Origin of the sequence: Pantoea sp. GM01 (genome assembly GCF_000282675.1) — a bacterium.
In the GTDB taxonomy this organism is placed as follows: Bacteria; Pseudomonadota; Gammaproteobacteria; order Enterobacterales; family Enterobacteriaceae; genus Pantoea; species Pantoea nemavictus.
This window is the reverse complement of the sequence record NZ_AKIU01000079.1, coordinates 60,672-86,445: the sequence shown is the minus strand read 5'-3', so window position 1 is coordinate 86,445 and position 25,774 is coordinate 60,672. Positions and strand designations below refer to the sequence as shown.

Genomic DNA, 25,774 nt, shown 5'->3' with positions numbered 1-25,774 from the left:
TGAAAGGGAAGAAACGGATTAGGACTATGGTTTTTAAAGTTCAATCGGCTAAACTGCGCTCATACGTTGGTAGCTTGTTACAGCTGCTGCCACTCCATCGTAGATGCAGGGAATGTGTTATGAAAACGTTAGGCGAATTTATCGTCGAGAAGCAACACGACTTTCCACACGCCACAGGTGAACTGACGGCGCTGATTTCTTCCATTAAGCTTGGCGCTAAAATTATCCACCGCGACATCAATAAAGCGGGTCTGGTGGATATTCTGGGTGCCAGCGGCGTGGAAAACGTGCAGGGCGAGCAGCAGATGAAGCTCGACCTGTTCGCTAACGAAAAGCTGAAAGCCGCTTTGAAAGCGCGCGGAGTGGTGGCCGGTATCGCGTCTGAAGAAGAAGACGAGTTCGTCATCTTCGAAGGCTCAGAGAATGGCAAATACGTGGTGTTGATGGATCCACTTGATGGCTCTTCGAACATCGACGTTAACGTTTCCGTCGGGACCATTTTCTCCATCTATCACCGTATCAGTGAGCCAGGCACGCCAATCACCGAAGCCGATTTCATGCAGCCAGGCAACAAACAAGTTGCTGCGGGTTACGTGGTTTACGGTTCTTCAACCATGATGGTGTATACCACCGGCGTGGGCGTGCATGCGTTTACCTACGATCCGTCGCTCGGTGTGTTCTGCCTGAGCCACGAGCGTATGACCTTCCCGGAGAAGGGTTACACCTACTCCATCAACGAAGGTAACTACATTCGCTTCCCGCAGGGAGTGAAGAAATACCTGAAGTTCTGTCAGGAAGAAGATATCGCTACTAAGCGCCCATATACCTCGCGCTACATTGGTTCACTGGTGGCCGATTTCCACCGTAACCTGCTGAAAGGCGGCATCTATCTTTACCCAAGCACTGCCAGCCATCCGCAAGGTAAGCTGCGCCTGCTGTATGAATGCAACCCAATGGCATTCCTGGCAGAGCAAGCGGGCGGTAAAGCCAGCGATGGCGCCAATCGCATTCTGGATATTCAGCCAGAAACCCTGCACCAGCGCTGCCCGTTCTTCTGCGGCAACGACTCAATGGTCGGTGACGTTGAACGTTTCATCCGTGAATACCCGGACGATCATTCAGCGTAAGTCATCGTCACGCTGTGCAAAGCCCGCCTTAGTGCGGGCTTTTTGTTTTCATATTTCTGATCTTCGCCTGCCGATTAATAAGCGCGCCGTCCTCCGCATAATATCGACTTGGCCAGATTTCGGCGGGCGGAATACCAATCGCTTCGGCAATTAATAATTCCCCTTTGGGCCACGGCCGCACTAATGCATTGGCAAGTGTGGTGGAGCATAAACCGGATTGTCGTGATACTGCCGCCATTGAAGTTCCTTTCTTTCGCAGGGCAGCAATAATATCGGCGGGGTGCCAGTCTTGTTTTGAATTATTCACGTCACTCTCCTTAGTCCGCTTATCTGTTCAATTAACGATACTACGTTACTCGTAGTATCTGACAAGCAGTAAATCTACGATTCTCGTAGTCATGAAATCGACCTGCCCTCTCAATCAAACCTTCCAGAAACGCCTGAAACAAGCGCGTCTGGCTAAAGGCTTGTCGCAGAAAAGATTGGGGATTGCCGCAGGAATTGATGAGTTTGTTGCCAGTACGCGAATTAATCGTTACGAGAAAGGAATTCATCAGGCTGATTTGGATACAGCGCAGCGATTGGCAGAGGTGCTTGACGTCTCACCCTCCTATTTTTATGAAGAAGATGATGAGCTAGCGGAAAAGATTCGCACGCATCAAAAGAATAAATAAAGGCTTATTAATGTGCCGCGTATTAATATGCGCGGCAATAAGTTGATTATTAGGTCGCTATTTCTAGCGACCTTATTGTTTTATTACGCCGCAACCACACGGAATTGTGCCATTGATTCCTGCAACTGCTGCGACTGCGCTTCCAGTGATTGTGTAGCAGCGCTGGCTTCTTCAACTAACGCGGCGTTCTGCTGCGCAGCCTCATCCATCTGCGTTACCGCCTGATTCACCTGTTCGATGCCACGACTCTGCTCTTCCGACGCGATGGAGATCTCTTTCATCAGCGTGGTGACGCGCATCACTTCACTGGAGATCTCATCCATGGTTTCACCGGCGCGCGTGGCCATGTCGCTGCCCTCTTTCACTCGCGTTTGTGATTCCGCAATCAGCTCACGGATCTCTTTAGCCGCGGTCGCGCTTCGGCCCGCCAGCGTGCGCACTTCATTGGCGACCACGGCAAAACCGCGCCCTTGCTCGCCCGCTCGCGCCGCTTCAACCGAGGCGTTCAGCGCAAGAATATTGGTCTGGAAGGCAATACCGTCAATCACGCTGAGGATGTCACCGATGCGGTTAGAGCTTTGGGTAATCTCCTGCATCTTCTCCATCACGTAGCCGACGACTTCGGCACCGCGATCGGCGCTGTCGGAAACATTGCTGGCGAGTTGATTGGCCTCTTTGGCATTGCTGGCGTTGAGGCGCACGGTGGCGGTCAGTTGCTCCATGCTGGCGGCGGTTTGCTCCAGCGAGGCGGCCGACTCTTCGGTACGCTGTGAAAGATGCACGGTGCCCGCCGCCAGTTCGCGGCTGCCGACATCAATTTGCAAGCTGGCTTCGCGCACCTGGCTCACTGAACTGCTCAGTGCCAGCTGCATGTTGGCCAGCGCCTGATTGAGACGGCCCAACTCGTTCTTTCCGGCGGCAGGCAGCGGCTGCGACAAATCACCCGCGGCAATTTGCTCCAGATGCAGAATCGCGCTATCGAGAGGACGCAGCAGCAGACGACGCAGCAGCTGCCAGGCCAGCGCAATCAGCAGCAATGTCAACGCCACTGAAACACCAATCAGGATCTTCAGCTGCAGTTCATTGTGTGCCGCCTGCGCCAGACGCGCTGCAGAGACTTCATTGGCATAAACGCTGAAATCATTGACGGTTTTAGAGTAGGTGGCTGCCAGCGCCGATTGTTTGCCTTCCAGCACTTGATAGTATTCGTCGGTGTACTGCTTCTTCAGGGCATCAATCATTGGCGTGATGCCCTCTTTCTCATACGCGCCATAGGTTGTGACCACCGCATCGGCCAGCGTTTTTCCATGTGCCGTCACCGTTCCGGCATCGACAAACGCTTTTAAATACTGGTGTGAACTCTCTACCGCCGCCTGAGTTTGTTTGGTGACGACATCACCCTCATCCAGTAAACCAATTTCAATTTTACGCACCGCCAGCGCGGCGTTGGCGCGAGCGCGCATCAGCTCCGAACGGCTTTGATACAAACTGTTGAGCTCAACCCCTTGAATGCGGTTGAGTGCATCCAGTGATTGATTGCCTGAGTTAATCGCAGAGATGCCCATAGCGCTCACCGCCAGCAGCAGCAGCGTCATAAATGCCAGGAGCGTGAGTAATGCAGTACGAATTGATAGCTGTTTAATCATGATTATCCCCGTTTGCAAGAAAAGGCAGAAATCCGCTGGCCCTAAAACGGAGAGATTATCGGCAGTTGATCGCAGAAACTTTATCCATTGTTGATGGTCAATCTGCTGACGATCACTTACGCTTCATTTTTACTGAAGTCCGCTGCCACAAAATTTAAGGATTGAAACGATGAAAACATGGCTTCCGATCGCGTGTTTACTGGTCAGTGGTTTTGCCACGGCACAACAAACCTCCCCCATCGACCAGCAGCTAGACCAGTGTATGAACCGGGAATCCACCACGCTCGCCATGTCGCAATGCTATGACACGGCCAATAAAGCGTGGGATAAGGAGATGAACGCGCAGTACACCCAAGTGATGAAAAAATTAACTGGTGAACCAAAAGACAAATTGCGTAGCGCCCAGCGTGCATGGCTGGCTTATCGCGATAGCTGGCTGGATGCCAGCCGCAGCTATTTCCTCAGCAGCCAGGGCACCATGGCGGCACTTTCCGTCGGCGCGCAGGGCGTCAGCCTTGTACGCAATCAAGCGCTGATGTTGCAATCAATTAACAAAGGCAGTTGCGCCAACCCCGACGATTGTTGATTAATGGGGGCGTTAAAAAAACGCTGAGCGCTGGCACTTGTCAGCGCGCCCATCGATCTTCAGGGAGAAACCATGGCTGCCTATGCCTCCACCATCATTCTTGTTTGCCTCGCCGTCCTCAGCTATTTCGTGCATAACAGCGCCGTTACCATTTCGATACTGATCCTGCTGGCGATCAAGCTCACGCCGTTATCGCAGTTCTTCCCCTATGTGGAGAAGCAGGGCATTCAGATCGGCATTATTATCCTTACCGTCGCCGTGATGGCACCGCTGGCCAGCGGCACGCTGCCGGCCTCTTCGCTGCTGAAATCGTTCGCCAACTGGCAATCCATCGTGGCGATTGTGGTGGGCATTTTTGTTGCCTGGCTGGGCGGTCGCGGTGTGAACTTTATGAGCGTGCAGCCGTCGGTGATTGGTGGACTGCTGATTGGTACGGTGATTGGCGTCGCCTTCTTCCGTGGCGTGCCGGTTGGACCGCTGATTGCTGCCGGCATCGTCTCGCTGTTTGTCACCGCGAAGTAGCGGGTTGGAGCATTCCGAAACGCCAAAAAGGGGGCATACTTTCAGAGTCAGTTGGCTATAATAGCCGTCACTCAACATATGACTAATGAAGGAAAGCCAGATGAGTTTGAACCAGGTGCCTGCAGGTAAAGAGTTGCCAGAAGATATCTACGTTGTCATTGAGATCCCGGCTAACGCCGATCCGATCAAATATGAAGTCGACAAAGAGTCTGGTGCCCTGTTTGTAGACCGTTTCATGTCTACCGCCATGTTCTACCCGTGCAACTACGGCTACATCAACCACACCCTGTCTCTGGACGGTGACCCGGTTGACGTGCTGGTGCCAACCCCGTATCCGCTGGTGCCGGGCTCAGTGATCCGCTGCCGTCCCGTTGGCGTGCTGAAAATGACCGACGAGTCTGGCGAAGATGCCAAACTGGTTGCGGTTCCGCACACCAAGCTGAGCAAAGAGTACGATCACATCAAAGATGTGAACGACCTGCCAGAACTGCTGAAAGCGCAGATCACCCACTTCTTCGAGCACTACAAAGATCTGGAAAAAGGCAAATGGGTGAAAGTTGACGGCTGGGACAATGCAGAAGCGGCAAAAGCTGAAATCATTGCTTCCTACGAGCGCGCCCAGAAGAAATAAGCTTTTTTATGCGTGACAGAAAAAAACACCGTCCTATGGACGGTGTTTTTATTTGTTAACTATCGCCATCGCGCCTCAGCCAGTCGCCGCTCGCGATACGCGTGCGCCCGGTTATCGAACGCTGATAGACATACAGCCAGGCACTGCCGTAAGGCGTCTGAATAAGCTGACGTTTGTATTCGCCATTCTTGGTACGCAGGGCATCAAGCTCGCCGAGCGTGCTGGCGTCAATGCGGTACACCTCGCAATAGACGCTGCCTTCTCCTTCCACCACACCCGGATAGTGACCGAGATTGTAGAGATCAAACCCTACAATCTGGTGGTCGCCGAGCCACTGCGCATTCGTCATCCAATGACTGTTTCCCTGTTTGCGCCGTAAACTGCCATAGACAATTATTCGCATTGCTAAAACTCAAACTGATAGAGCAGATCCAGTGCCTGGTCGAGACCCGACACGGCTTCTAAATAGAGTTTGGGCATCAGGCGATAACGCAAGGTTAACGTCGCCAGTGAATCAAATATGCCAACACCGTATTTTACTTGTAGACCCGGCAACACGTAACCACTCACCTGCACCTGCTGACTATCACCTACGCCAGCGGTATCAACCGCGAGGTTACTGACACCGAATGTCTCGCCGATTTTACCCACAACCTGACCACTTTGCGCAACCCCCAATCCCACAAGCGCGGAAGTTAATGCGTTGCTGTCACCATCGCTGTTGAGTCCCTGACCGCGTAACAGGTAAGAAAGCGCTTCCTGTTGCGACATGGCCGGGTCGGAGAACACTTCCACTTTCGGCTCATCCGCCAATCCGGTGACACGCAATCCGGCGGTAACATCGTCTTCGGTTGCCTCCGGATTACGGATGGCTTCAAGGTTGACGTAAGGCTGATCCGGCGGACCGGCAAATTGCAGCTCACCTTTGCGCACCACCAGATCCTGACCATAAGCGTGGAAACGGCCAGATGGAATGTTGATTTGGCCATTTAGGCCGAGACCATTTTTATCCTGCGCTAGTTTGAGATCGCCATTCAGCTTGGCTTTCAGGCCAAATGCCGAGAGGCGCACGTCGTTGCCGACGTGAATCACCAGATTGCTATTGATCGGGATCGCCGCAGTTTTCGGCGCAATCGGCTTGAGATTTTGATCCAGCATCACTTCATCAGACGAGACGCCGGTCGCGCTTTCCGGCACTTCCTGTACGGTGATGCGCGCCCACGGAATATCCACTTTGCCGTCGAGGTTGAACGCGGCTGGCGTGGCTTCGAACACCAGATCCGGCGAGACATCCATGCGCACCATCGGCGGCACGGTGACGCGTATACGGCTGCCCTGGGCGGCGACGCGCGCACGCCAGTTGTCCAGCTGGCTCCAGTCGGCGTTACCGCTCAGGTTAAGATTGCCTTGCGCCGTTTGAATCATGCCGTTGAGCGTTGAGCTCATGCCATTGAACACCATGTTGAGATTGGCGGCGGTGAGATCGACCGGCATAAAGCTGCCGTCGACATCCACATCGCTCAGCCCCAGCTGGCCAAATACCTGCGGCTGCTGCAGCGAACCGGCCAGACGCAGATTGCTGTTGAGGTTGCCTTTGATCTTCTCACCCTGCATCAGCGCCGGATTGAGCATCGCCAGCGAGATATTGCTGATTCCGATGTTACCCGACAGCTGACGACGGTTCTCAGGATCGGCAATTTGCACGTTGCCGCTGAGCTGGCCGTTGTTAACGATGTGGATCAGCCAATTCAGTTGGGCACGCCCATTTTGCAGCGCCGCATTCAGATTCAGCGTGTCGAAGGCGATTGGCAAGGTGTTGCCCTGCACATCCTGCTCCACTTTTACGCCGTTGCCTTTCAGCGCCACAGTGCCGGTCGGCAGCGCGCCGTCAGCGGTCCAGTTAACGCGTGCATCACCGCTGAACACGCCGTTCAGTTTGGTGGCATCGGTGAGGAACGGTTTGAGCATCGCCAGATCGAAACGATTGAGCACCACATGCGCATGTCCGCTGGCGCCCGCTTCAATCGGTTCCGGCACGCATAGCTGCGCGTTCGGATTCTGCCAGCAGTGCGGTCCAATGGTCGCGGTTTGCTTGCTGTTGAGGTAATCAATCGCCATCGCGCGCGTCAGGCGCCATTCACCCACCGGCGTATCAAAACGGGTATTGTTGAGATTACCCTGCCAGCGCTCGGTTTTGCGATCGAAGCTGCCATTCAGCGCCAGCTGGCCAGAAACCGGTTCACCCTGCACGTCGAGCTTCAGCTGATGCTGCTTTTCGTTGCCGTCAGCGTTCAGCGTCAGCAGGTTCACTTTCAGCGCATCCTGCTGCAGCTGTTCCACCCGCAGTTGTAGCTTACCGGCGATTTGATCGCTGGATTTCACATCGCCCTGCAGCGCCACACGGCGAATTTGCAGCTGCTGCCAGCGTAAACCGGTTGCCGTAAGATCGGCCAGCAGCTGCGGTGCCTGCAAGGTTCCGCGCGCTTTGATGGTTCCTTTGGCGACGCCGCCCAGGCCCGGCAGCGCGTTATCCAGATTGGGGGCATCAATCGTCGCGTCAAGATTGAGCGTATCGCCCAGCTCGCCTTTTACATCCAGATGGTTACGGCCCAGCGCAATGTTGAGGCCGGGAACTTTCCACTGGTTGTAGCTGTTGCCAGTCAACGTGCCCTTCGCGCTCACCGCATTCTGTTTGACGTTACCTTTCAGCTCCAGCTGCGGCACGCTGAGCTGCCAGCTGCCGCCGTACAGGCTGCCGCGCGTGGCGATTTTACCGTCCAGCTTCGCTGGCCAATCCGGATACTGTTTGGCGGTGTTGATGCCCGACAGCGTCAGCTCGCTGCGCCAGCTAATGGCCTTGCTCCAGTCCACCAGCGCCGTGAGATCGATATTGCCCTGCAGCGCCGCGACGCGCAGCTTGTCGAGATTGAACTGCTGCTCGTTGCCTTTGCCGTCCAGCGCAATCGTCGCCGGCGGCACACCTTCGCCTTTTACAGCGGTGCGCAGCGACATCACGTAATCGGTGGCTTTGCCTTTGAACTGGTAATCGAGATTATCCGCCTGATACTGCACCGCTCCGCTAAGCGGCCAGCGCAGCTGTGGGCTGGTCAGCTGCAGCGCCAGCGGTAAGCCGGCAACGGCGGGCTGCGCGGTGGCATCCAGCTGCGCACGTACCGGGCCGGAGAGATTCAGCCCCAGCTTCAGCTCGTCACGCATCGCGCCGCCGAGGTTCATTTTGATTTTCTCGCCCTTGATGGGATCAACATTGAGCGTGCCGTTCAGCGCAAAATTCACCGGCCAGTTATCGGCTAAGGTCGCTTCTCCGCTGGCGTTGAGCTGCCCTTGCGGCGAATCAACATCGAAGGTTTCCAACTGCAGATGGCGATCGGCGGTTTTGGCTTTCAGCAGCAGACGCGTAATCGACACATCGGTATCGCCGGTAATGCGCAGCTGCTCTCCCAGCAACTCCTGCACGGTGATATCCAGCGGTAGCTGGAAGTCTGGCAGTGCCGGAAGCAGCGGCTGGGCGAACATCGCCTGCAGCGTTTCGCCCAGCGGCTTTTCTGCCGGCTGCGGCTGCTGCACTTTGGGCTGCACCACTTGCTCATCAACCACTTTCGCCGCTTTCGGCAGCGCGATCAGCAAGCTTTGGATATGGGTCGGTGTCAGCGTTAGCGCGCGATCTTGCCACTGTAGACCGGTGGTGAAATCCAGCAGGGAAATTGCCGTATCATCCACTTTTACGTTGATGTTATGCAGACCCACTTTACTCAGCGTGATCGGATACGGCGTGCTGAGATTGGTGCTGCCGCTCTCCTCTTCTGGCGGCGGTGCGCTGGCGGGCGCCATTTTTTTGCTATCCACCACCACGCTAACGTCCTGCAGCGCAATGTCGTTAACGCATACCGACGAGTGCAGCAGGCAATTCAGATTCAGCGCCAGATGGAAGCGTCCTGCATCCACGCTTACGCCTGGCATCTCATACTTCACGCCGCTAAGCGTGAGATCGCGCCAGCCGCCATCAACCTGTTTGATCGACAAGCCAGGCACCCAGCGATCGGCGCCTTTCAGCAGCAGATGCAAACCCGGCGTGGTGCCAACCAAAAAGGCGATGCTGCCGACCAGCAGCAGCAAAAAAATACCCATGCCAATCAGGACCTTTTTCCACAGCTTCATAGTTCAGGCCCCAATCCTACGTAAAATTGCAATCCATGCTCCTTGTCATCGCCAATTGGCCGCGCGATATCGAACTTGATCGGCCCTACCGGAGAAGACCAGCGCACGCCAAAGCCGGCGCCGGTTTTCAAGTTACTCTGTTTGATGTCGTTGACCGCTTCACCGGAATCGACAAACACCGCGCCCCACCATTTGCCGGTCACGTTGTATTGATACTCAAGCGAGCCGGTGGCCATTTTTGAGGCGCCGGTCAGCTTGCCGTTGTCATCACGCGGCGACACATCTTTGTATTTGTAGCCGCGAATACTGCGGTCACCACCGGCGAAGAAGCGCAGATCCGGCGGCACTTTGTCGAAATCATTGGTTTCGATCCAACCCACATTACCGCGCGCCACAAAGCGATGCTTATCGGCAAGGGTACGGATCCAGACGTTTTGCGCCTGCAGGATCATGAAATCAACGTCCGATCCCCAGGTGGTATCCGACACATCCACCGAGTAGCGCTGCGAATCGCCCCACGTCGGCATTAAACCGCCGCGCGAGCGAGTGCGGTTCAGGCTGACACCCGGATAGAGCAGCATGGTGGTGTTGGTGACGCTCGCTTGGGTAAAGTGATCGAGGCTCCAGCGCAGGTTAATCGCCTTCTGCCAGCCGCTGCTGCTGTCCCAGTTACGCGACATCGCCAGCGTGGTGGTATCGGCTTTGGTGTCATTGAGATCGGTACGCTTCACGCCGCCGGAGAAGGTGTAGTACTGCTCCAGCGGGCTTTTCAGCAGCGGGACTTTGTAGCTGAGATCGAGCTGCTGCTCCGGCGCCGAGACGTAGGCGCTGGCGGCCAGACTGTGACCGCTGCTGTTAATCCACGGTTTTTTCCATGTGCCTTTCAGGCGCGGACCCACATCAGTAGAGTAACCGACACCGGTTTCAATGGTGTTTTCCACCCGTGGTGAGACAACAGCATTGAGCGGCAATACTTTGGTTTGACGACCTTTATCAAACTCCGGCGCCACCACCACCGAGTTAAACCAGCCGGTCGCTGACAAGCGGCGGTTGAGTTCAGCCAGATCGCGCGAGCTGTAGTGATCGCCTTTTTTGAAGGGCACCAGATTTTGCAGATAGGCTTCGTCGATTTGCGAACCCTGGAAACTGACGTCGCCAAAACGGTAGCGTGGGCCGCTGTCGTAATCGATATCCCAAAACGCTTCACGTCGTTCCACCGACACACCAAGCTGGCTTTGCTTAAAGTCACCGTCGAAGTAACCGTTACGCAGTGCCAGGCTGGAAAAACCATTTTTGAATTTGTCGTAGGCACCGTGATTCAGCTGGGTGCCGACTTTTGGCGTGCCCTGTTTAACCCAGGCTTGATAATCTTTGTCGGTTCTCGCTTCGCCCTGGATGACAATGGTGCTGCCACCAATCTTTACCGGCTCACCGGGTTTTACGTGGGCGATAAGCACCGGACGACCACCTTGTGGCGGTGCCGGGCGCGATTCAAAATTGATCTCAGGCTCGTAATAGCCGAGCGCGCGCAGGCCCTCTTTAATGGCCTCCGCGACGCGCGCCTGGAAACGCCCGTCATTGGACACTTCGTCACTGCCAATCGTCGACAGGCGTGCCCTGACATTCTTCTGCAAATCCCCGGTCAATCCGTCCAGCTGCAAGCGCACTTTGGCCGCCTCAACGGCAGGTGCAGCAAGCAACAGGCTGGCCAGACAATAAATATGAAATCGTGGCACACGTACTCCTGTTAATAATGCCGGCCCCTATTCCGCAGGGGCGTTTATTCTGTAGAAGGGTATCACCACCGCTCGTGTACCCATCAGCATAGCCGCTCTTTTTTGCCGCAACGGCGGAAATACGGCGACTAAGCCAAATAGTGAGCTATTGTCGGTAAATGGGGGAAACGATACAACAGGCATGCGCTTGTTCCGCGCCAGAGAGCAGCTCACTCGGATTAATCCGAGCACACCGCGCGCGCCGCTGGCGGCATGATAAGCGCTGCTGCTATAATCAGCGACCAGCAGGCCTCGCCTGCATCTTTTTCTGCCCCGACGTTAAGCTTATCTTGTCGATATGGCGCAGACATTTTTGGCACGGATAGCCTGTTTGACTGGCAAATACCGGATGTACGCCCACTCCCGCGCTGCCCAGGCCAAAAATGACAAGTGATTAACCCAACGGACCTTTTATGCTCGATAGCTTGCTTGTCATCCTTTTACTGATCGTAATCAGTTCATTTTTTTCTCTTTCGGAGATCTCGCTGGCGGCTGCCCGCAAGATCAAGTTGAAGCTGCTGGCTGACGAAGGCAACATCAACGCACAGCGCGTGCTGAAAATGCAGGAACAACCCGGCATGTTCTTCACCGTGGTGCAGATTGGCCTGAATGCCGTCGCCATTCTCGGCGGTATTGTGGGCGATGCTGCCTTCTCTCCCGCCTTTAATAGCCTGTTCAGCCGCATCGTGGCACCCGAATTAGCGGAGCAGCTCAGCTTTATCTGCTCCTTCACCATTGTTACCAGCCTGTTCATCCTGTTCGCTGACCTGACGCCAAAACGTGTCGGCATGATTGCGCCTGAAGCCGTCGCGCTGCGCATTATCAATCCGATGCGCTTCTGTTTAGTGGTGTTACGCCCGCTGGTGTGGCTGTTTAACGGTCTGGCTAACGTGTTCTTCCGCATGTTCAAACTGCCAATGGTGCGTAAAGACGACATCACTTCCGACGATATCTATGCGGTGGTGGAAGCCGGCGCGTTGGCGGGTGTGCTGCGTAAGCAGGAACATGAGCTGATTGAAAACGTGTTCGAGCTGGAATCACGTACCGTGCCGTCATCCATGACGTCGCGCGAGAACGTGGTGTGGTTCGATTTACACGAAGATGAAACCACCCTCAAAACCAAAATCGCGCAGCATCCGCACTCCAAATTTATCGTGTGTGATGGCGATATCGACCATATCGTCGGTTATGTCGATTCCAAAGAGCTGCTGCTGCGCGTGCTCGGCAATCAGAGCCTGACGCTCAACAGCGGCGTGCAGATTCGCTCCGCACTGATTGTTCCGGACACCTTGACGCTCTCCGAAGCGCTGGAGAGCTTCAAAACCGCCGGTGAAGACTTCGCGGTGATCATGAACGAATATGCGCTGGTGGTGGGTATTATTACGCTGAATGACGTGATGACCACGCTGATGGGCGACCTAGTAGGGCAAGGTCAGGAAGAGCAGATTGTGGCGCGTGATGAGAATTCATGGCTGGTGGAAGGCGGTACGCCTATCGATGACGTGATGCGCGTGCTGGATATCGATGACTTCCCGCAGTCAGGCAACTACGAAACCATCGGCGGCTTCATGATGTATATGCTGCGCAAGATTCCGAAGCGTACCGATTTTGTGAAGTTTTCCGGCTATAAATTCGAGGTGGTGGATATTGATAGCTATCGCATCGACCAGCTGCTGGTGACGCGCATTGATGAACGTCCGCCGGTGCTGAATGTGACGAAGAGTGCGCTGGATGAATCGGAGTCGTCGTAGGGTCGCCATTCATGGCATCTAACATATCAATCGCACAAAAACTGAGGGCGCCATCGGCGCCCTTTCTTATGCTTACTTAGTTGTACTCGGCTTGCAGTCGCAGCACCTGGCGATTAATTTCTGACATCACGCTGAGATGCTGTTTGTCTTTGACGCGTGGCAACATCACTTTGCCTTTATCGAACTCGAACGCGCCCACATCCTTGATGTACAACCTTCCTCTAAATAGCGTTTTTACATATTTCGCAATTTGCAGCGGATTATAGCGCTGGAAGATCTTCATGCTGTTTAACTCCTAAAATGTTTAATACGCTCCGTCGTAACCAAATTTGGTACGAACCCATGAAGCGCAAATGAGGCATAACTATAGAGCATCCTTTCTTACCAATGTTCCGAAAAGGTGAATTTTTTACTGAATTGACACATCATTACAGAATACTCTGTTATCAGCCTCACGAAACCCAGTATAAACCTTCACTCATTATGGAATTGTGGCATAGGTTGCAAACCTGTTAACTCATTGCGACAGACGCATCATCCACGCCTAATATTGCAGGAACATGAACAACTGGTCGGATCACCAAGGAGTTTGAAAAATGCGTTTGGTACACTCTGTGATAGCACTGGCACTCCTCCCTGTCCTGGCATCAGCACAGGCATTCAAATTGGGTGAACGCGTACCCGCCGTTGGCGTTAACGACAGAGGAGAGCTTGTTTATCAACAAGATAAAGATAAGTTTAGCTACAAATCCTGGAATAGCGCGCAGCTGAGTGGAAAAGTTCGCGTCATCTTGCATATTGCTGGCCGATCTTCCGCTAAGGAGCAGAATGCCGCGCTGATTGAAGCCATTAAAGCCGCCCATCTGCCGCACGATCGTTATCAAACCACCACCATCGTTAATACCGACGATGCCATTCCCGGCACCAGCATGTTTGTGCGCAGCAGTATTGAGAGCAACAAGCAGCAGTATCCGTGGTCGCAGTTTATCGTCGATAGCAACGGCAGCGCGCGTCAGGCCTGGCAGCTGGAGAAAGGCGGTTCAGCCATTGTGGTGTTGGATAACACCGCACACGTGCGCTACGTCAAAGATGGTCCGCTCACGCAGGATGAAGTGCAGCAGGCGATGAAGCTGATTCATGAGTTATTGCAGAAGTGAGTGACGTAAAATCGATCAGCTAAGCACCGCATCAAATCATTGCACATTCTGTAGCGGCGCGATTTATCGCGCCGCTACAAATATTAAAACAGCGAAACGCGGAAGCCGGGATTGAGAAACGATTCGCGCGGCGTGTAATCAAGGGTTTTTCCCTGCCAATCGTGCACATGCGCACCGGCCGCAATCGCCACCGCGTGTCCTGCGCCGGTATCCCAAATGTTGGTTGGCCCAAAGCGCGGATAGAGCTGTGCGGCACCTTCGGCTACCAGGCAGAACTTCAGCGAAGAGCCGATCGCGGTAGTTTGATGCTCACCCAGCTGATGCAGATACTCTTGCAGCTCTTTATCACTATCAAAATGCGAGCGACTCACCACCACTAACGGCGGACGCGCTTCACGTGCATGAATCTGCGTTCGCTCACCCTTCTCCTCTTTCCACGCTTTGTTATCTGCAGCGGAATACATGACGCCCAACACCGGCGCATAGACTACGCCCAACACCGGCTTACCGTTGTCGATCAGCGCAATATTCACCGTAAATTCACCGTTGCGTTTGATGAACTCCTTGGTGCCATCCAGCGGATCGACCAGCCAGTATTTCTGCCAATGTTGGCGCACGTCCCAGCTCGGCGGATCCTCTTCAGACAGCACCGGCACATCCGGAGAAAGCGTCGCCAGCCCCTGTAAAATCACGCGATGTGCGGCGAGATCGGCCGCCGTGACTGGCGAATCATCTGACTTGCGGGCCACGTCCACCGGCTCGGCGCCGTTATACACCTGCATAATGGCATCACCCGCTTCGCGCGCCAGCTGACAAATTTTATCTAACATTATTTACCTCTTTTCCGCTGATTCTGCCTGTCAGACACCAACAGCCAATCTGTATTCATTTTAGCAGTTGTGTTTCGACAGCCTGCGACTGCGCGATCTGCTACGGCAATGTATATGATTATCAATATCATAGTTCAAAGGCATCGGCTATGGCGGGATGCTGAATAGGTTTATGCGGAAGATAGTTGGCAAAAATTAGATGAAAGTCCGAGTCCCATCACAAATTGAAATGATAATTCGTCATGGTTTTACATTATTTTGAGAGGCCCATTGGACTGAACAAGGAGCAAGCGATGTTCAAAGCGAGCATGTCGTTATTGGCACTCGGTATTACAGCCGCCACGGTGCAGGCTGCCACGGTAGATCTGCGTATTCTGGAAACGACCGATCTGCACAGCAATATGATGGATTTCGATTATTACAAAGATACGCCAACCGAGAAGTTTGGCCTGGTGCGCACCGCGACCTTGATCCAGCAAGCACGCGCCGAAGCGAAGAACAGCGTGCTGGTCGATAACGGCGATATCATTCAGGGCAGTCCACTGGGTGATTACATGGCGGTGAAAGGGCTAAAACCGGGTGAGGTACATCCGGTTTATAAAGCGATGAATATGCTGGATTACGCGGTTGGTAACCTTGGCAATCACGAATTCAATTATGGTTTACCGTATCTGCAAAGCGCGCTGGCCGGTGCGCGCTTCCCTTACGTCAATGCCAATATTATCGATGAAAAGAGCGGCAAACCGCTGTTTACTCCCTACTTAATTAAGGAAACCACGGTTACCGACCGCGACGGTACGTCGCACCGCTTAAAAATTGGTTACATCGGCTTCGTTCCCCCCCAGATTATGGTGTGGGATCGCAACAATCTGCAGGGAAAAGTGCGGGTTGATGACATCACTGAAACAGCGAAGCGCTATGTGCCGGAAATGCGCGCAAAAGGTGCTGAAATAATCATCGCTATTCCACACTCCGGATTAAGCAGCGAACCCTATCACGCCATGGCGGAGAACTCGGTTTATTACCTCAGCCAGGTTCCAGGCATCAACGCCATTATGTTCGGCCATGCCCATGCCGTGTTTCCGAGCAAAGAGTTCGCCGCCATAAAAGGGGCTGATATTGCACAAGGCACGTTGAATGGGGTTCCCGCCGTCATGCCCGGCATGTGGGGCGATCATCTCGGCGTGGTGGATTTAGTGCTGAATAATGACGGCGGCAAATGGCAGGTGGCGCAGGGCAAAGCTGAAGCGCGTCCGATTTATGACAGCGCGGCGAAAAAATCACTGGCGGCTGAAGATGCCAATCTGGTGAAAGTACTGGCGCAGGATCATCGCGCTACGCGTGAGTTTGTTGCTAAGCCGATCGGCAAATCCGCCGACGTGATGTACAGCTATTTGTCGCTGGTGCAGGACGATCCTACAGTGCAGATCGTTAATAACGCGCAGCGCGCTTACGTAGAGCACTTTATTCAGGGCGATCCCGATCTTGGCCGCCTGCCGGTGCTCTCTGCTGCCGCACCGTTCAAAGCCGGTGGCCGTAAGAACGATCCCGCCAGCTATGTCGAAGTGGAGAAAGGTAATCTCACCTTCCGTAACGCTGCCGATCTCTATCTCTATCCCAATACGTTGGTGGTGATGAAAGTCAGCGGTGCGCAGGTGAAGGAGTGGCTGGAGTGTTCTGCCGCGCAGTTTAATCAGATCGATGCGCACAGCAGCAAGCCGCAATCACTGATCAACTGGGACTTCCGCACCTATAACTTCGATGTGATCGATGGCGTGCAGTACCAAATCGATGTGACGCAACCGGCACGCTACGATGCGGAATGCACGTTAATCAATAAAGAGGCCTCACGTATCAAGGACCTCAGTTGGCAAGGCAAGCCGATTGATCCCAACGCCACCTTCCTGGTCGCCACCAACAACTATCGCGCGTATGGCGGTAAGTTTGCCGGCACCGGCGATAAGTATGTCGCGTTCGCATCACCGGATGAGAACCGCTCGGTGGTTGCCGCCTATATCAGCAGTGAGACCAAAGCGCACGGCGAGGTGAAACCGCAGGCGGATCACAACTGGCGCCTGGCACCGATTAGCAGCACCACGCCGCTGGATATCCGTTTTGAGACCGCGCCCGGCGCGAAAGCGACGAAATTTATCGAACAGCATGCCGATTACCCGATGAAAGCGGTGGGCAGCGATGAGATAGGTTTTGCGTTGTGGCAGGTAGATTTACAGAAGAAGTGACGATCAAGGGCGGCGAGTGCCGCCCTTAAGTGCTTACAGAATTTCCAGCAGCTCAACTTCAAACACCAGGGTGCTGAATGGCGGGATGGATGCGCCAGCACCGCGCTCGCCGTAAGCGAGGTTGTGTGGAATCGCCAGTTCCCATTTAGAACCAACCGGCATCAGGGTCAGCGCTTCAATCCAGCCCGCGATAACACCGCTCACCGGGAATTCCGCCGGCTCGCCACGTGCAACCGAGCTGTCAAATACGGTGCCATCGATCAGTTTACCGGTGTAATGCACACGGACGCGATCCTGACGTGATGGGATCGGGCCATCGCCTTGGGTGATGACGCTGAACTGCAGACCGGTTTCGGTGCTGCTCACGCCTTCGCGCTGCGCATTCTGCTCAAGGAAAGTCTGACCTTCTGCCGCCATCGCTTCTACGCGTTCACGACGCACACCTTCAGCGCGCTCGTGCACTTCACGCAGGGCGCGATGTACCACGTCAACCGGGACGGCCGGTGAGTTCCCTTCCAGCGCGTCGCGCAGGCCGGCGAGCAGTGCTTCCGGCTGCAGACCCTGCAGTCCAGACTCTTGCAGCTGCTGGCCTACCTGTAAACCGATACCGTAACTTGCTTGTGATTCGACGCTGTCGAATGAAGGGGTCGTCATCTTGATTCCTTAATCCCGGAGAAAAATAGAACCGGCAGCATACCAGCGCGGGCGGCTGGCGTAAAATCTCGCGCGCCGCAGATGACATTTCTCAGGGAAAGAGAAACAATACACCGGTCAAATTTTTCAATGCTGCCAGGCACTTCCCGTCTGCATTGCTCATACTATAGCTGTGGCAAGGTTTTCACCTGCCACCGTCGAAACAAGAGAGAATACATGGGCCAGATTGCCCCACGACGTCGCAGGACGCGCGCACCGCGTACTTTATTACCTTGGTTGCAACGTTGGCTGCCGCGCATTACGCGCCAAAATGCCAGCGAGGAGGATTCACGAATGGCTTCCGAACACCCTTCCCGCATTCCCGCCGCACTGCAACGTGTCTGGCATCTGTTGGACAATGTGCGCTGGATGGACCCGCTGCCCGCTCTGCATCGTCGCGGCATTGTGATTGCGCTGCTGGTGCTGCTGCTGGCGTTTCTCTGGCCGAGCAGTACGCCGCAATATCCGGTTGAGCGTCCGGCGGACAATACCGCTAAAGAAGTGCCGATGCAGGCGGAGATTTACGATAATAATCAATCGCAGAACACGCCGCCGAAAACCGATTCGCAGGGCGAATGGCGCACCTACAACGTGGCGTCAGGCCAGACGCTGGCGCAGCTGTTCCGCGATAATAATCTGCCGGTGAACGATGTGTTTGCCATGGCGCGTGTTGAAGGCGATGGGCAGCCGTTGAGCGCGTTGCAGAATGGTCAGCAGGTGAAGATTCGTCAGAATGCGCAAGGCGAGGTGACAGGCTTAACGGTGGATGGCAGTAACGGTCCGGTGCTGTTTACCCGTCAGCCGGATGGCAGTTTTATCCGCGCCCAGTAAAACGCAGAAACAAAAACGCCGGCACAAGGCCGGCGCTTTCGCATTACCGAGTATACTCGTCATAATCCAGGTTACAAATGCGTTGGCTACGCTCATTCACCCCAGTCACTTACCGAAGTAAGCTCAGGGGATTCATTCCCTTGCCGCCTTCCTGCACCTTGAATTATTTAGAGTAACAATTACTCAGCAACTACAGTCACAACCAGTTTAGCGAAGACTTCGCTATGGATCTGGAAGTCAACTTCGTGCTCACCGGTGGTGCGCAGTACGCCTTCTGGAAGACGAACTTCGCTTTTAGCCACTTCAACGCCAGCTGCAGTTACTGCATCAGCGATGTCACGGGTACCGATGGAACCGAACAGTTTACCAGCGTCGCCTGATTTAGACGCGATGGTTACGTTGCCCAGTGCGTTGATTTTCTCTGCACGTGCGTTAGCAGCAGCCAGAACGTCAGCCAGTTTGGCTTCCAGTTCAGCGCGACGTGTTTCGAAGAACTCAACGTTTTTCTTGGTAGCAGGAACAGCTTTACCCTGTGGAACCAGGAAGTTACGAGCGTAGCCCGCTTTAACGTTAACCTGATCACCCAGGCTGCCCAGGTTTGCTACTTTATCAAGCAGAATAACTTGCATTACCTTATCCTCTTAAAGTCGTTAATGGACAACTACCGATTACTGATGACGATCAGTGTACGGAAGCAGGGACAGGTAGCGAGCGCGCTTGATGCAACGAGCGAGCTGGCGCTGGTATTTTGCACGAGTACCGGTAATACGGCTCGGGACAATTTTACCGCTTTCGGTAATGTAGTTTTTCAGTGTAGCGATATCTTTGTAATCAATCTCTACAACGCCTTCCGCGGTGAAACGGCAGAACTTGCGACGACGGAAATAACGTGCCATTTGGCTAGTCTCCAGAATCTATCAAATCAATCTGCTCGGCATGTAACACCATTCTACTCTGACCATTGCGTGCCTGATGGCAGCTAATAAAGCCTTCGAGAGTGAGTTGCGTGCCGACCGTTATATGTTGAGTAATCACCTGATGGGTGCTGCCGCTGATAATCACCGGCATTTGACACCAGGCTTGCCGGTGGAAACCGGCTTCCTCTTGCACAGAACGATGCTCAAGCACGAACTGGCAATGAGGAATCCCTGACGGACTGACTTTTCGAACCGGCGTCTTGCACACAGTACCAGACAGGCGCAGTCGATTTGCCGTCATGTCGGATTACTCTTCAGAATCCCCAGCATCTGAGTCATCAGCCGATTCGTTAGCAAAGTCTTCGCGGCGATCACGACGCTCGTCTTTAGCTTTAACCATCGGAGATGCTTCAGTTACCGCGTGCTTAACGCGCATAACCATGCTGCGGATAACGGCGTCGTTGAAGCGGAAGTTAGTTTCCAGCTCGTCAATCACTTCCTGCGGCGCTTCTACGTTCAGCAGAACATAGTGAGCTTTGTGCAGTTTGTTGATTGGGTAAGCCAGCTGACGGCGGCCCCAGTCTTCCAGACGGTGAATCGTGCCCTGTGCACCGGTGATAGCACCAGTGTAACGCTCGATCATACCTGGAACCTGTTCGCTCTGGTCAGGGTGGACCATAAATACGATTTCGTAATGACGCATCGATAGCTCCTTACGGATTATTCAGCCTCCTGTCAGGGTCAGCTGCGGCCCACGGAAGCAAGGAACGTTATAGGTTGTGGATCATTGAACCAATGAAACACACCTCTGAATGCAGCTGAAAAATTGACGCGTAATCATACTGGCGTCCTTGCGGAAACTCAAGCGCACAATTCATCAAAGGGCGACTATCGTGCCAGTTAATACGGCTTTTTGTGCTTATTGATGTGCTTCAGTAAGTTAGAGAGTGTTTCATCAAATTCTCTGAAGAAAGCGTTCAACAGGACGATCTGGCGGCAAGTTGGTTAAGAACTACACTAGTTACAGGCGCCACGATTTAACTTTTTCGTAACGTCTGAGAGTGTAATCCCTGAAGTGAGGAGTCGATTATGAAAACCATCATTATCGCCACTTTACTGGGTCTCTTCCTGTCTACCTCCGCGCTTGCCAGCTCCGCTGACTTTGCACAGCAGATGAGAAGTCACAGCAGCAACGCGGCGTCAGGCTATGTCTACGTTAATCGGTTGGATGCGCCTGCCAGCAGTAACCCAGTCAGTGCCAATACCAGCGCCGCCGAACGGTTGTCATCACAACTTTAGTACGGCTAAACGGGCTGGCGCCAATCACGCCAACCCGCATTTTTATAAATGATGTTTAAAGAAACTGACCAGCGCGGTCAGGGCCGAAGGCGTGATCTTGTGGCCAATATTTTTTTCAGAAAGTGAGGTCATTTGCTGATCGAGCCCCGCCTCGCGTAACGCTTTCTCCAACCGTACCGTTTCGGTAAACGGCACCACTTCATCCGCTTCCCCGTGCCACAGCAATAATGGCCGGTTCGACAGTTTGTCTAACTGTTCACTGGGATCGTACGGGGCTAGCGGCGCTAAACGCGCGGCAAAGGTCTCTTTCTGCTCAGGCGTACGCGCCACCAGCGGCGGGAACAGCGTATGACTCAGTTGCATGAAATAGCCGGAGCCCATCAAACACGCCACGCTGTGAATCTGCGGATACCGCGCCATCGCCCCCAGCGCAGTCATGCCGCCCATCGATGCACCCGCCACGGCAAAACGCTCATCGGCAACCCAGTCATTCTCACGCAGCGCCGCTTCCAGCAACGCCACTTCATCAATGTTCTTTTTAAGAATGTCCCAGAAGTGCGTCATACGCAGTTCGGTATCACCGTTATAGCGCGCGCCGTGCATATCAGCATCGGGCATGATCACGCGAAAACCCGCCTGCGCCAGCGCCACAGCAAAATAGCTATAAACCTCTTTCGATGAGGTAAACCCGTGATAAAACAACACCGTCGGCAAGCGCGCCTGGCGCTGCCCGGCCGGTGCTGCGTGAATACATTCGATGCCCGCCAGATTCTCCGTCGCCAACTCAATCATATCGCCTCCATTGAGAATGATTATCACTGGAATCAGTGTAAGCGCTGCCGAACAAAATGCGAGCCACTTCACATTAAGTTTGAATAATTTCTGCCCTAAACATTTAGCCCTTTTTGCCGTTGATCTTGTACCCCTTCAATAATCTCAAAAGGTACTTTATGAAGCGTCTTTCTCTCAGCGCCATGGGTCTCGGATTTAAGCTGTCTGTATTGACGCCTTTGAGCGTGGCAATTGTGCTATTTACTCTGACCTTAACCCTGAGCCATAACGCCGCACGTCAGCTGGAACAGTTGGCAATCGACGATATGCAGAATCAGGTGCAAGGCATTAATGAAATGGCCACCATGTTCAACGCCACGTTGTCAGAAGAGGTGGCGAATTACACCAAACTGTTCCAGAGCTTTTTGCCTAAACGCTTTAGTCGCGACGAAAGCGAGCGCATTCAGGTGGGCGAATTCAGTACGCCAACGCTGCGTGCCGGGTTGAAAACCCTCAACCTCGATCAAATCGCGGTTGATGACTTCCTCGATCGCACCGGCGCGGTCTCCACTATCTTCGTGCGCGACGGTGAGGATTATGTACGCATCTCCACCTCGCTGAAAAAAGAGGATGGCAGCCGGGCGATTGGTACCAAACTGGATCGCAGCAGCGCGGCCTGGCGCAGCGTCAATCAGGGCACGGTGTATCGTGGCCTGGCGACGCTGTTTGGCCACCGTTACATCACGCAGTATCAGCCGGTGCAGGATAGCAGCGGCGCGGTGATCGCTATCCTGTTCGTTGGCGTACAGATTGACGCGCAGTACGCGTTGATGCGGGATAAAGTGCTGGCGCGTCACTTAGGCGACAGCGGCACCTTCTCGGTACTCAATGGTGCGCCGGGCAGCAGCCAGGGCCAATATCTGTTTGATCGTCATGCTGAAGGTAAACTGCCGCGCTGGGATCGCGCTACGCAGCAGCAACTGCTCAGCCAGCCGAAAGGTGTGGTGGCGGTTGAACTCGATGGTGAAACCAAACTGCTGGCATGGCAGCAGCTGCCGGGCTGGAACTGGATTATCGCCGGTGAAGTGAGCCGTGCCAGCCTGCTGGCGCCGATCACCCACAGCCGCAACCTGTTTATGGCGATGGGTCTGGCGCTGGTAATTGCCTTTGCCATTGGCTTTATGTGGTACAGCCGCCGCGCCATTACCCGTCCGCTACAGCAGGTGATTCATCTGGCGGAACAGTATGCTGCCGGTAATCTGCAGGCGCATCTCGACTCCTCACGTCGTGATGAAATCGGTCAGCTGGTTAGCGCGATTAATGGCATTGGCGATGGATTGGAGAAAGTCGTCAGCCAGGTGCGCTCGGCCGCGCGCGAGATCAGCAGCGGCACCGACACCATCGCCGCCAGCAGCTCTAGCATCAGCGAACAGATTGGTCGCCAGGCCAGCAGCGTGGAGGAAACCTCGGCCAGCATGGAGCAGTTTGGTGCTACGGTGGCGCAAACCGCAGCCAACGTACGTCAGGCAATGGCGCTGGTGGGTGAAGCAGCCAATACCGTGAATCATGGCGGAAGCACCGTGGCACGTTCGGTGGAAACCATGTCGGAGATTCGCGTGGCGTCGCAGAGTATCGCCGATATCACCCATGTGATTGAGTCGATCGCGTTCCAGACCAACATTCTGGCGCTGAATGCCGCCGTTGAGGCCGCACGCGCCGGTGAACACGGCAAAGGCTTCGCGGTAGTGGCGGCAGAAGTACGTGCGCTGGCGCAGCGCAGTGCAACGGCGGCTAAAGAGATCGATGGCTTGATTGCCAGCTCAATCGATAAAGTGGCGGCCGGGCATACGCTGTCGGAGCAAACGCGCGATGCGATGAGTCATATCGTCAATCATATCGAGCAGGTTAAGACGTTGATGGGTGAGATCAATATCGCTGCGCAGGAACAGGCGGCGGGGATTGGTCAGGTTAATCTGGCGATGAATCACATCAGCCAGGCAACGCATCAAAGCAGCGATATGATTAACCAGTCGGAAACCACGGCTAATCATCTGAGCAAAAAAGGCCATCATCTGACACAGCTGGTAAGCATTTTTCATCTGAAGGACTAAAAGCACAGGGAAGATGGCATACACTTGAGCCATCTTCCTCCTTCAGGAGTTGCTATGCGTACTCTCTTTCTGACGTTGACTCTGCTACTCAGCGGCTGCGCTGCTTTCACCACCACACCACAAGCGCCGCCGCCGCCGGGCAGTCAGGCGCAGGAAATTTCGCGCGCGCAGAGTTCCGGTCTGCCAAAACTGGGCAATATCACCGCCACCACGCGTGGTTCGCCGGATGATGCTCAGCGTGCCATTGCCGCCAAAGCCAATCAGGCGGGCGCGGTCTATTATCAAATTGTGATGCTGGATGAGACCACCATTCCCAGCTTTTGGTACGCTACCGCCATTCTGTATGGTGCGCCATCAGCCAGCACTGGAGCGCAACAGTAAGCGCGCGCAGAGATCGTCAGTTAAGGCGCGTTTGCCGCGCATATCAAGATGCTGCTGACACCAGCCATCAGCCAACGGCGGTTCGGCCACTTTTAGCAGGATCGCAGCACTGGCCAGTAAAAACAGTTCACGCGTGACGTCTCGCGCCTGCTCTTCTCGCACATGGGCGAGCTGCAAACGCAGCTGGCGCCAGCGACGATCGAAATGGCGATTGCTGCCTTTAACCGCATCAAATTCATCATGCAGCATGGCTATCACTTCAGAATGGCGCCCCATCACGCGCAGTACATCAAGGCACATGACGTTGCCAGAGCCTTCCCAGATGCTGTTAACCGGCATTTCACGATACAGCCGCGGCAGTTCGCTCTCTTCGCAGTAGCCGATGCCGCCCAGCGCTTCCATCGCTTCCGCCACAAAGGGCATCCCCGCCTGGCAGACGGCGAACTTAGCGGCGGGTGTGAACAAGCGGGCATATAAGCGTTCATGTTCGCTGGCGGGCGTTGACCAGGCGCGAGCCAGACGCATTAGCAGCGCGGTTTGCCCTTCCAGTTGCAGCGCCTGCTGCGCCAGCACTGCGCGCATCAGCGGCTGATCGATAAGGTTTTTGCCCATTACCTGGCGCTGCTGCGCATGATAGATGGCAATCGATAGCGCCCGGCGCATCTGCCCGTGGCTACCTAACGCGCAGTCGAAGCGCGTCATGCCACCCATTTTCAGGATCAGCCGCACGCCGTCGCCCTCTTCGCCCATCAGCCAACCCACCGCATCCTGAAACTCCACTTCAGCACTGGCGTTGGAGCGATTACCGAGTTTGTCTTTGAGACGTTCAATGCGAATCGCGTTGCGCGTGCCGTCCGGCAGCAGGCGTGGCAGGAAGAAGCAGCTCAGTCCTTGCGGGGTTTGCGCCAAAATCAGATGCGCATCGCTTTGCGGCACGGAGAAAAACCATTTATGACCGGTGATGCGATAGGCTTCGCCTGCTCCACGTGCACCAAGCGGTTCAGCGCGCGTGGTGTTGCTCAACACATCGGTGCCGCCCTGCTTTTCCGTCATGCCCATGCCAATTAATAGGCCGCGTTTCTTCTTGCCCGGCAGATGATGCGCATCGTAGCGATCGCTGAGCAAGGCTTCGCGCCAGTCAGCATAAGGTTCTGGCAGATGATTCTGCAGCAGTGGAATCGCGGCGTGCGTCATGGTCACCGGGCACAGCGAGCCCGCTTCGACCTGGGCATGCAGGATAAATCTGGCGGCACGCGCCACCATCGCCTGCGGCTGTACATCGGGCTGCCAGCTGAGATTGTGCAGCCGGCTGGCACACAGTCCCTGCATCAGCAGATGCCATGCTGGATGAAAACGTACTTCGTCGAGACGCTCCCCGCGGGCGTTGTAGCGCAGCAGCTCCGGCGCTTCGACGTTAGCCAATCGCCCTAATTCAAGGGATTCGGCACTGCCCAGCTGCAGCCCAACGGAAGCCAGCCATTCGCGGTCCCAGCTGGCGCCTTCGCGTACCACTGCCTCGCACAAGGCGCTATCGCGGGTAAACAGGTTGCTGTTGCTGAGCGGCTGGGGCTGATTGAATACGGTGTGGGTGTGCCAATTCATACATCGTCCTCCTCATACTCATTTTTTAAGTATGAAGAGGATGTGCAGTTACGT

The 25,774-nt window shown here is 54.6% G+C and carries 26 protein-coding genes; 12 read left to right on the top strand and 14 right to left on the bottom strand.

The genetic code is table 11. From position 1 onward, the window contains the following. The first annotated feature begins 119 nt into the window (after positions 1–119). Entirely contained in the window at positions 120–1,127 is a 1,008-nt protein-coding gene (gene fbp / locus PMI17_RS20125; protein ID WP_007892178.1) for a class 1 fructose-bisphosphatase, read from the top strand. Between the two features lie 28 nt (positions 1,128–1,155). Here fbp and PMI17_RS20120 read toward each other — a convergent pair whose 3' ends face one another. Further along, positions 1,156–1,434, bottom strand: a complete 279-nt coding sequence (locus PMI17_RS20120) for a helix-turn-helix transcriptional regulator (RefSeq protein ID WP_007892176.1) — start codon at positions 1,432–1,434, stop codon at positions 1,156–1,158. Between the two features lie 91 nt (positions 1,435–1,525). Between PMI17_RS20120 and PMI17_RS20115 the strand changes: the two genes are divergently transcribed. Continuing rightward, positions 1,526–1,801, top strand: a complete 276-nt coding sequence (locus tag PMI17_RS20115) for a helix-turn-helix domain-containing protein (RefSeq protein ID WP_007892175.1) — start codon at positions 1,526–1,528, stop codon at positions 1,799–1,801. Positions 1,802–1,884: 83 nt separating this feature from the next. Here PMI17_RS20115 and PMI17_RS20110 read toward each other — a convergent pair whose 3' ends face one another. Continuing rightward, positions 1,885–3,444, bottom strand: a complete 1,560-nt coding sequence (locus PMI17_RS20110; protein WP_036621948.1) for a methyl-accepting chemotaxis protein — start codon at positions 3,442–3,444, stop codon at positions 1,885–1,887. Between the two features lie 172 nt (positions 3,445–3,616). Here PMI17_RS20110 and PMI17_RS20105 point away from each other — a divergent pair, with 172 nt between their 5' ends. The 3 genes from PMI17_RS20105 (at position 3,617) to ppa (ending at position 5,186) form a co-directional block, all read left to right on the top strand. After that, entirely contained in the window at positions 3,617–4,033 is a 417-nt protein-coding gene (locus PMI17_RS20105; protein ID WP_007892170.1) for a lysozyme inhibitor LprI family protein, read from the top strand. Positions 4,034–4,105: 72 nt separating this feature from the next. Next, positions 4,106–4,555: a DUF441 domain-containing protein gene (locus tag PMI17_RS20100; RefSeq protein ID WP_007892168.1), complete on the top strand. Its 450-nt coding sequence runs from the start codon at positions 4,106–4,108 to the stop codon at positions 4,553–4,555. 100 nt (positions 4,556–4,655) lie between these two features. Beyond that, a complete protein-coding gene (gene ppa, locus PMI17_RS20095; protein ID WP_007892166.1) occupies positions 4,656–5,186 on the top strand; it encodes an inorganic diphosphatase in 531 nt (176 codons plus the stop codon). A 55-nt stretch (positions 5,187–5,241) separates the two neighbouring features. Here ppa and PMI17_RS20090 read toward each other — a convergent pair whose 3' ends face one another. Genes PMI17_RS20090 through PMI17_RS20080 form a run of 3 tightly spaced genes read right to left on the bottom strand, consistent with a single transcriptional unit; the run spans position 5,242 to position 11,098 of the window. Further along, entirely contained in the window at positions 5,242–5,589 is a 348-nt protein-coding gene (locus tag PMI17_RS20090) for a gamma-glutamylcyclotransferase (RefSeq protein WP_007892163.1), read from the bottom strand. Positions 5,590–5,591: 2 nt separating this feature from the next. After that, on the bottom strand, positions 5,592–9,362 hold the full coding sequence (locus tag PMI17_RS20085; RefSeq protein ID WP_007892155.1) for a translocation/assembly module TamB domain-containing protein: 3,771 nt from the start codon (positions 9,360–9,362) through the stop codon (positions 5,592–5,594). Further along, a complete protein-coding gene (locus PMI17_RS20080; RefSeq protein ID WP_007892153.1) occupies positions 9,359–11,098 on the bottom strand; it encodes an autotransporter assembly complex family protein in 1,740 nt (579 codons plus the stop codon). Before PMI17_RS20080 ends, PMI17_RS20085 begins: the two co-directional genes overlap by 4 nt. 452 nt (positions 11,099–11,550) lie before the next feature. Between PMI17_RS20080 and PMI17_RS20075 the strand changes: the two genes are divergently transcribed. Further along, entirely contained in the window at positions 11,551–12,888 is a 1,338-nt protein-coding gene (locus PMI17_RS20075; RefSeq protein WP_007892151.1) for a hemolysin family protein, read from the top strand. Positions 12,889–12,964: 76 nt separating this feature from the next. Here PMI17_RS20075 and PMI17_RS20070 read toward each other — a convergent pair whose 3' ends face one another. Continuing rightward, positions 12,965–13,171: a DUF1107 domain-containing protein gene (locus PMI17_RS20070; RefSeq protein ID WP_007892150.1), complete on the bottom strand. Its 207-nt coding sequence runs from the start codon at positions 13,169–13,171 to the stop codon at positions 12,965–12,967. Positions 13,172–13,484: 313 nt separating this feature from the next. On the opposite strand from PMI17_RS20070, the gene PMI17_RS20065 reads away from it, so the two are divergent. Beyond that, the gene (locus PMI17_RS20065; protein WP_007892148.1) at positions 13,485–14,045 is read left to right on the top strand and encodes a YtfJ family protein; all 561 of its coding nucleotides are present in this window, start codon (positions 13,485–13,487) and stop codon (positions 14,043–14,045) included. 83 nt (positions 14,046–14,128) lie between these two features. Here PMI17_RS20065 and cysQ read toward each other — a convergent pair whose 3' ends face one another. Then, complete coding sequence (gene cysQ, locus PMI17_RS20060; RefSeq protein WP_007892146.1) at positions 14,129–14,875, bottom strand: 3'(2'),5'-bisphosphate nucleotidase CysQ; 747 nt, start codon at positions 14,873–14,875, stop codon at positions 14,129–14,131. Between the two features lie 293 nt (positions 14,876–15,168). Between cysQ and PMI17_RS20055 the strand changes: the two genes are divergently transcribed. Then, positions 15,169–17,115 (top strand): bifunctional 2',3'-cyclic-nucleotide 2'-phosphodiesterase/3'-nucleotidase, encoded by a 1,947-nt coding sequence (locus PMI17_RS20055; protein WP_007892145.1) that lies wholly within the window; start codon positions 15,169–15,171, stop codon positions 17,113–17,115. 33 nt (positions 17,116–17,148) lie between these two features. On the opposite strand, the gene fklB is transcribed toward PMI17_RS20055, so the two are convergent. Continuing rightward, positions 17,149–17,769 (bottom strand): FKBP-type peptidyl-prolyl cis-trans isomerase, encoded by a 621-nt coding sequence (fklB, locus tag PMI17_RS20050; RefSeq protein WP_007892143.1) that lies wholly within the window; start codon positions 17,767–17,769, stop codon positions 17,149–17,151. Positions 17,770–17,985: 216 nt separating this feature from the next. On the opposite strand from fklB, the gene PMI17_RS20045 reads away from it, so the two are divergent. Next, the gene (locus tag PMI17_RS20045) at positions 17,986–18,639 is read left to right on the top strand and encodes a LysM-like peptidoglycan-binding domain-containing protein (protein ID WP_157178895.1); all 654 of its coding nucleotides are present in this window, start codon (positions 17,986–17,988) and stop codon (positions 18,637–18,639) included. A 179-nt stretch (positions 18,640–18,818) separates the two neighbouring features. Here PMI17_RS20045 and rplI read toward each other — a convergent pair whose 3' ends face one another. The 4 genes from rplI to rpsF are packed head-to-tail and all read right to left on the bottom strand — an operon-like array spanning position 18,819 to position 20,259. Then, positions 18,819–19,268, bottom strand: coding sequence for a 50S ribosomal protein L9 (gene rplI, locus PMI17_RS20040; protein WP_007892139.1), 450 nt, complete (start codon positions 19,266–19,268; stop codon positions 18,819–18,821). Between the two features lie 39 nt (positions 19,269–19,307). Beyond that, positions 19,308–19,535 (bottom strand): 30S ribosomal protein S18, encoded by a 228-nt coding sequence (rpsR, locus tag PMI17_RS20035; RefSeq protein WP_002210155.1) that lies wholly within the window; start codon positions 19,533–19,535, stop codon positions 19,308–19,310. Between the two features lie 4 nt (positions 19,536–19,539). Then, the gene (gene priB, locus PMI17_RS20030; RefSeq protein ID WP_007892027.1) at positions 19,540–19,857 is read right to left on the bottom strand and encodes a primosomal replication protein N; all 318 of its coding nucleotides are present in this window, start codon (positions 19,855–19,857) and stop codon (positions 19,540–19,542) included. A 6-nt stretch (positions 19,858–19,863) separates the two neighbouring features. Beyond that, positions 19,864–20,259: a 30S ribosomal protein S6 gene (gene rpsF / locus PMI17_RS20025; RefSeq protein ID WP_007892026.1), complete on the bottom strand. Its 396-nt coding sequence runs from the start codon at positions 20,257–20,259 to the stop codon at positions 19,864–19,866. Between the two features lie 386 nt (positions 20,260–20,645). On the opposite strand from rpsF, the gene PMI17_RS20020 reads away from it, so the two are divergent. Beyond that, positions 20,646–20,855: a hypothetical protein gene (locus tag PMI17_RS20020; protein WP_007892025.1), complete on the top strand. Its 210-nt coding sequence runs from the start codon at positions 20,646–20,648 to the stop codon at positions 20,853–20,855. A 42-nt stretch (positions 20,856–20,897) separates the two neighbouring features. Here PMI17_RS20020 and yjfP read toward each other — a convergent pair whose 3' ends face one another. Continuing rightward, positions 20,898–21,647, bottom strand: a complete 750-nt coding sequence (yjfP, locus tag PMI17_RS20015; RefSeq protein WP_007892024.1) for an esterase — start codon at positions 21,645–21,647, stop codon at positions 20,898–20,900. Between the two features lie 158 nt (positions 21,648–21,805). Between yjfP and PMI17_RS20010 the strand changes: the two genes are divergently transcribed. Further along, positions 21,806–23,737, top strand: a complete 1,932-nt coding sequence (locus PMI17_RS20010) for a methyl-accepting chemotaxis protein (protein WP_007892023.1) — start codon at positions 21,806–21,808, stop codon at positions 23,735–23,737. Positions 23,738–23,791: 54 nt separating this feature from the next. Continuing rightward, complete coding sequence (bsmA, locus tag PMI17_RS20005) at positions 23,792–24,118, top strand: biofilm peroxide resistance protein BsmA (RefSeq protein WP_007892022.1); 327 nt, start codon at positions 23,792–23,794, stop codon at positions 24,116–24,118. Here bsmA and PMI17_RS20000 read toward each other — a convergent pair. After that, positions 24,092–25,720 (bottom strand): isovaleryl-CoA dehydrogenase, encoded by a 1,629-nt coding sequence (locus PMI17_RS20000; protein ID WP_007892021.1) that lies wholly within the window; start codon positions 25,718–25,720, stop codon positions 24,092–24,094. The genes bsmA and PMI17_RS20000 overlap by 27 nt on opposite strands. Positions 25,721–25,774 lie beyond the last annotated feature (54 nt).

What these genes read in the sequence shown, in the direction of transcription:
- PMI17_RS20065 (WP_007892148.1), top strand. Translation starts at nt 13,485, where the DNA reads ATGCGTTTGGTACACTCTGTGATAGCACTGGCACTCCTCCCTGTCCTG.
- bsmA (WP_007892022.1), top strand. Translation starts at nt 23,792, where the DNA reads ATGCGTACTCTCTTTCTGACGTTGACTCTGCTACTCAGCGGCTGCGCT.
- yjfP (WP_007892024.1), bottom strand. Translation starts at nt 21,647, where the DNA reads ATGATTGAGTTGGCGACGGAGAATCTGGCGGGCATCGAATGTATTCAC.
- PMI17_RS20115 (WP_007892175.1), top strand. Translation starts at nt 1,526, where the DNA reads ATGAAATCGACCTGCCCTCTCAATCAAACCTTCCAGAAACGCCTGAAA.
- fklB (WP_007892143.1), bottom strand. Translation starts at nt 17,769, where the DNA reads ATGACGACCCCTTCATTCGACAGCGTCGAATCACAAGCAAGTTACGGT.
- PMI17_RS20055 (WP_007892145.1), top strand. Translation starts at nt 15,169, where the DNA reads ATGTTCAAAGCGAGCATGTCGTTATTGGCACTCGGTATTACAGCCGCC.
- PMI17_RS20105 (WP_007892170.1), top strand. Translation starts at nt 3,617, where the DNA reads ATGAAAACATGGCTTCCGATCGCGTGTTTACTGGTCAGTGGTTTTGCC.
- PMI17_RS20070 (WP_007892150.1), bottom strand. Translation starts at nt 13,171, where the DNA reads ATGAAGATCTTCCAGCGCTATAATCCGCTGCAAATTGCGAAATATGTA.
- ppa (WP_007892166.1), top strand. Translation starts at nt 4,656, where the DNA reads ATGAGTTTGAACCAGGTGCCTGCAGGTAAAGAGTTGCCAGAAGATATC.
- PMI17_RS20085 (WP_007892155.1), bottom strand. Translation starts at nt 9,362, where the DNA reads ATGAAGCTGTGGAAAAAGGTCCTGATTGGCATGGGTATTTTTTTGCTG.
- priB (WP_007892027.1), bottom strand. Translation starts at nt 19,857, where the DNA reads ATGACGGCAAATCGACTGCGCCTGTCTGGTACTGTGTGCAAGACGCCG.
- rplI (WP_007892139.1), bottom strand. Translation starts at nt 19,268, where the DNA reads ATGCAAGTTATTCTGCTTGATAAAGTAGCAAACCTGGGCAGCCTGGGT.
- PMI17_RS20010 (WP_007892023.1), top strand. Translation starts at nt 21,806, where the DNA reads ATGAAGCGTCTTTCTCTCAGCGCCATGGGTCTCGGATTTAAGCTGTCT.
- PMI17_RS20020 (WP_007892025.1), top strand. Translation starts at nt 20,646, where the DNA reads ATGAAAACCATCATTATCGCCACTTTACTGGGTCTCTTCCTGTCTACC.
- rpsR (WP_002210155.1), bottom strand. Translation starts at nt 19,535, where the DNA reads ATGGCACGTTATTTCCGTCGTCGCAAGTTCTGCCGTTTCACCGCGGAA.
- PMI17_RS20075 (WP_007892151.1), top strand. Translation starts at nt 11,551, where the DNA reads ATGCTCGATAGCTTGCTTGTCATCCTTTTACTGATCGTAATCAGTTCA.
- cysQ (WP_007892146.1), bottom strand. Translation starts at nt 14,875, where the DNA reads ATGTTAGATAAAATTTGTCAGCTGGCGCGCGAAGCGGGTGATGCCATT.
- PMI17_RS20045 (WP_157178895.1), top strand. Translation starts at nt 17,986, where the DNA reads ATGGGCCAGATTGCCCCACGACGTCGCAGGACGCGCGCACCGCGTACT.
- rpsF (WP_007892026.1), bottom strand. Translation starts at nt 20,259, where the DNA reads ATGCGTCATTACGAAATCGTATTTATGGTCCACCCTGACCAGAGCGAA.
- PMI17_RS20090 (WP_007892163.1), bottom strand. Translation starts at nt 5,589, where the DNA reads ATGCGAATAATTGTCTATGGCAGTTTACGGCGCAAACAGGGAAACAGT.
- PMI17_RS20000 (WP_007892021.1), bottom strand. Translation starts at nt 25,720, where the DNA reads ATGAATTGGCACACCCACACCGTATTCAATCAGCCCCAGCCGCTCAGC.
- PMI17_RS20100 (WP_007892168.1), top strand. Translation starts at nt 4,106, where the DNA reads ATGGCTGCCTATGCCTCCACCATCATTCTTGTTTGCCTCGCCGTCCTC.
- fbp (WP_007892178.1), top strand. Translation starts at nt 120, where the DNA reads ATGAAAACGTTAGGCGAATTTATCGTCGAGAAGCAACACGACTTTCCA.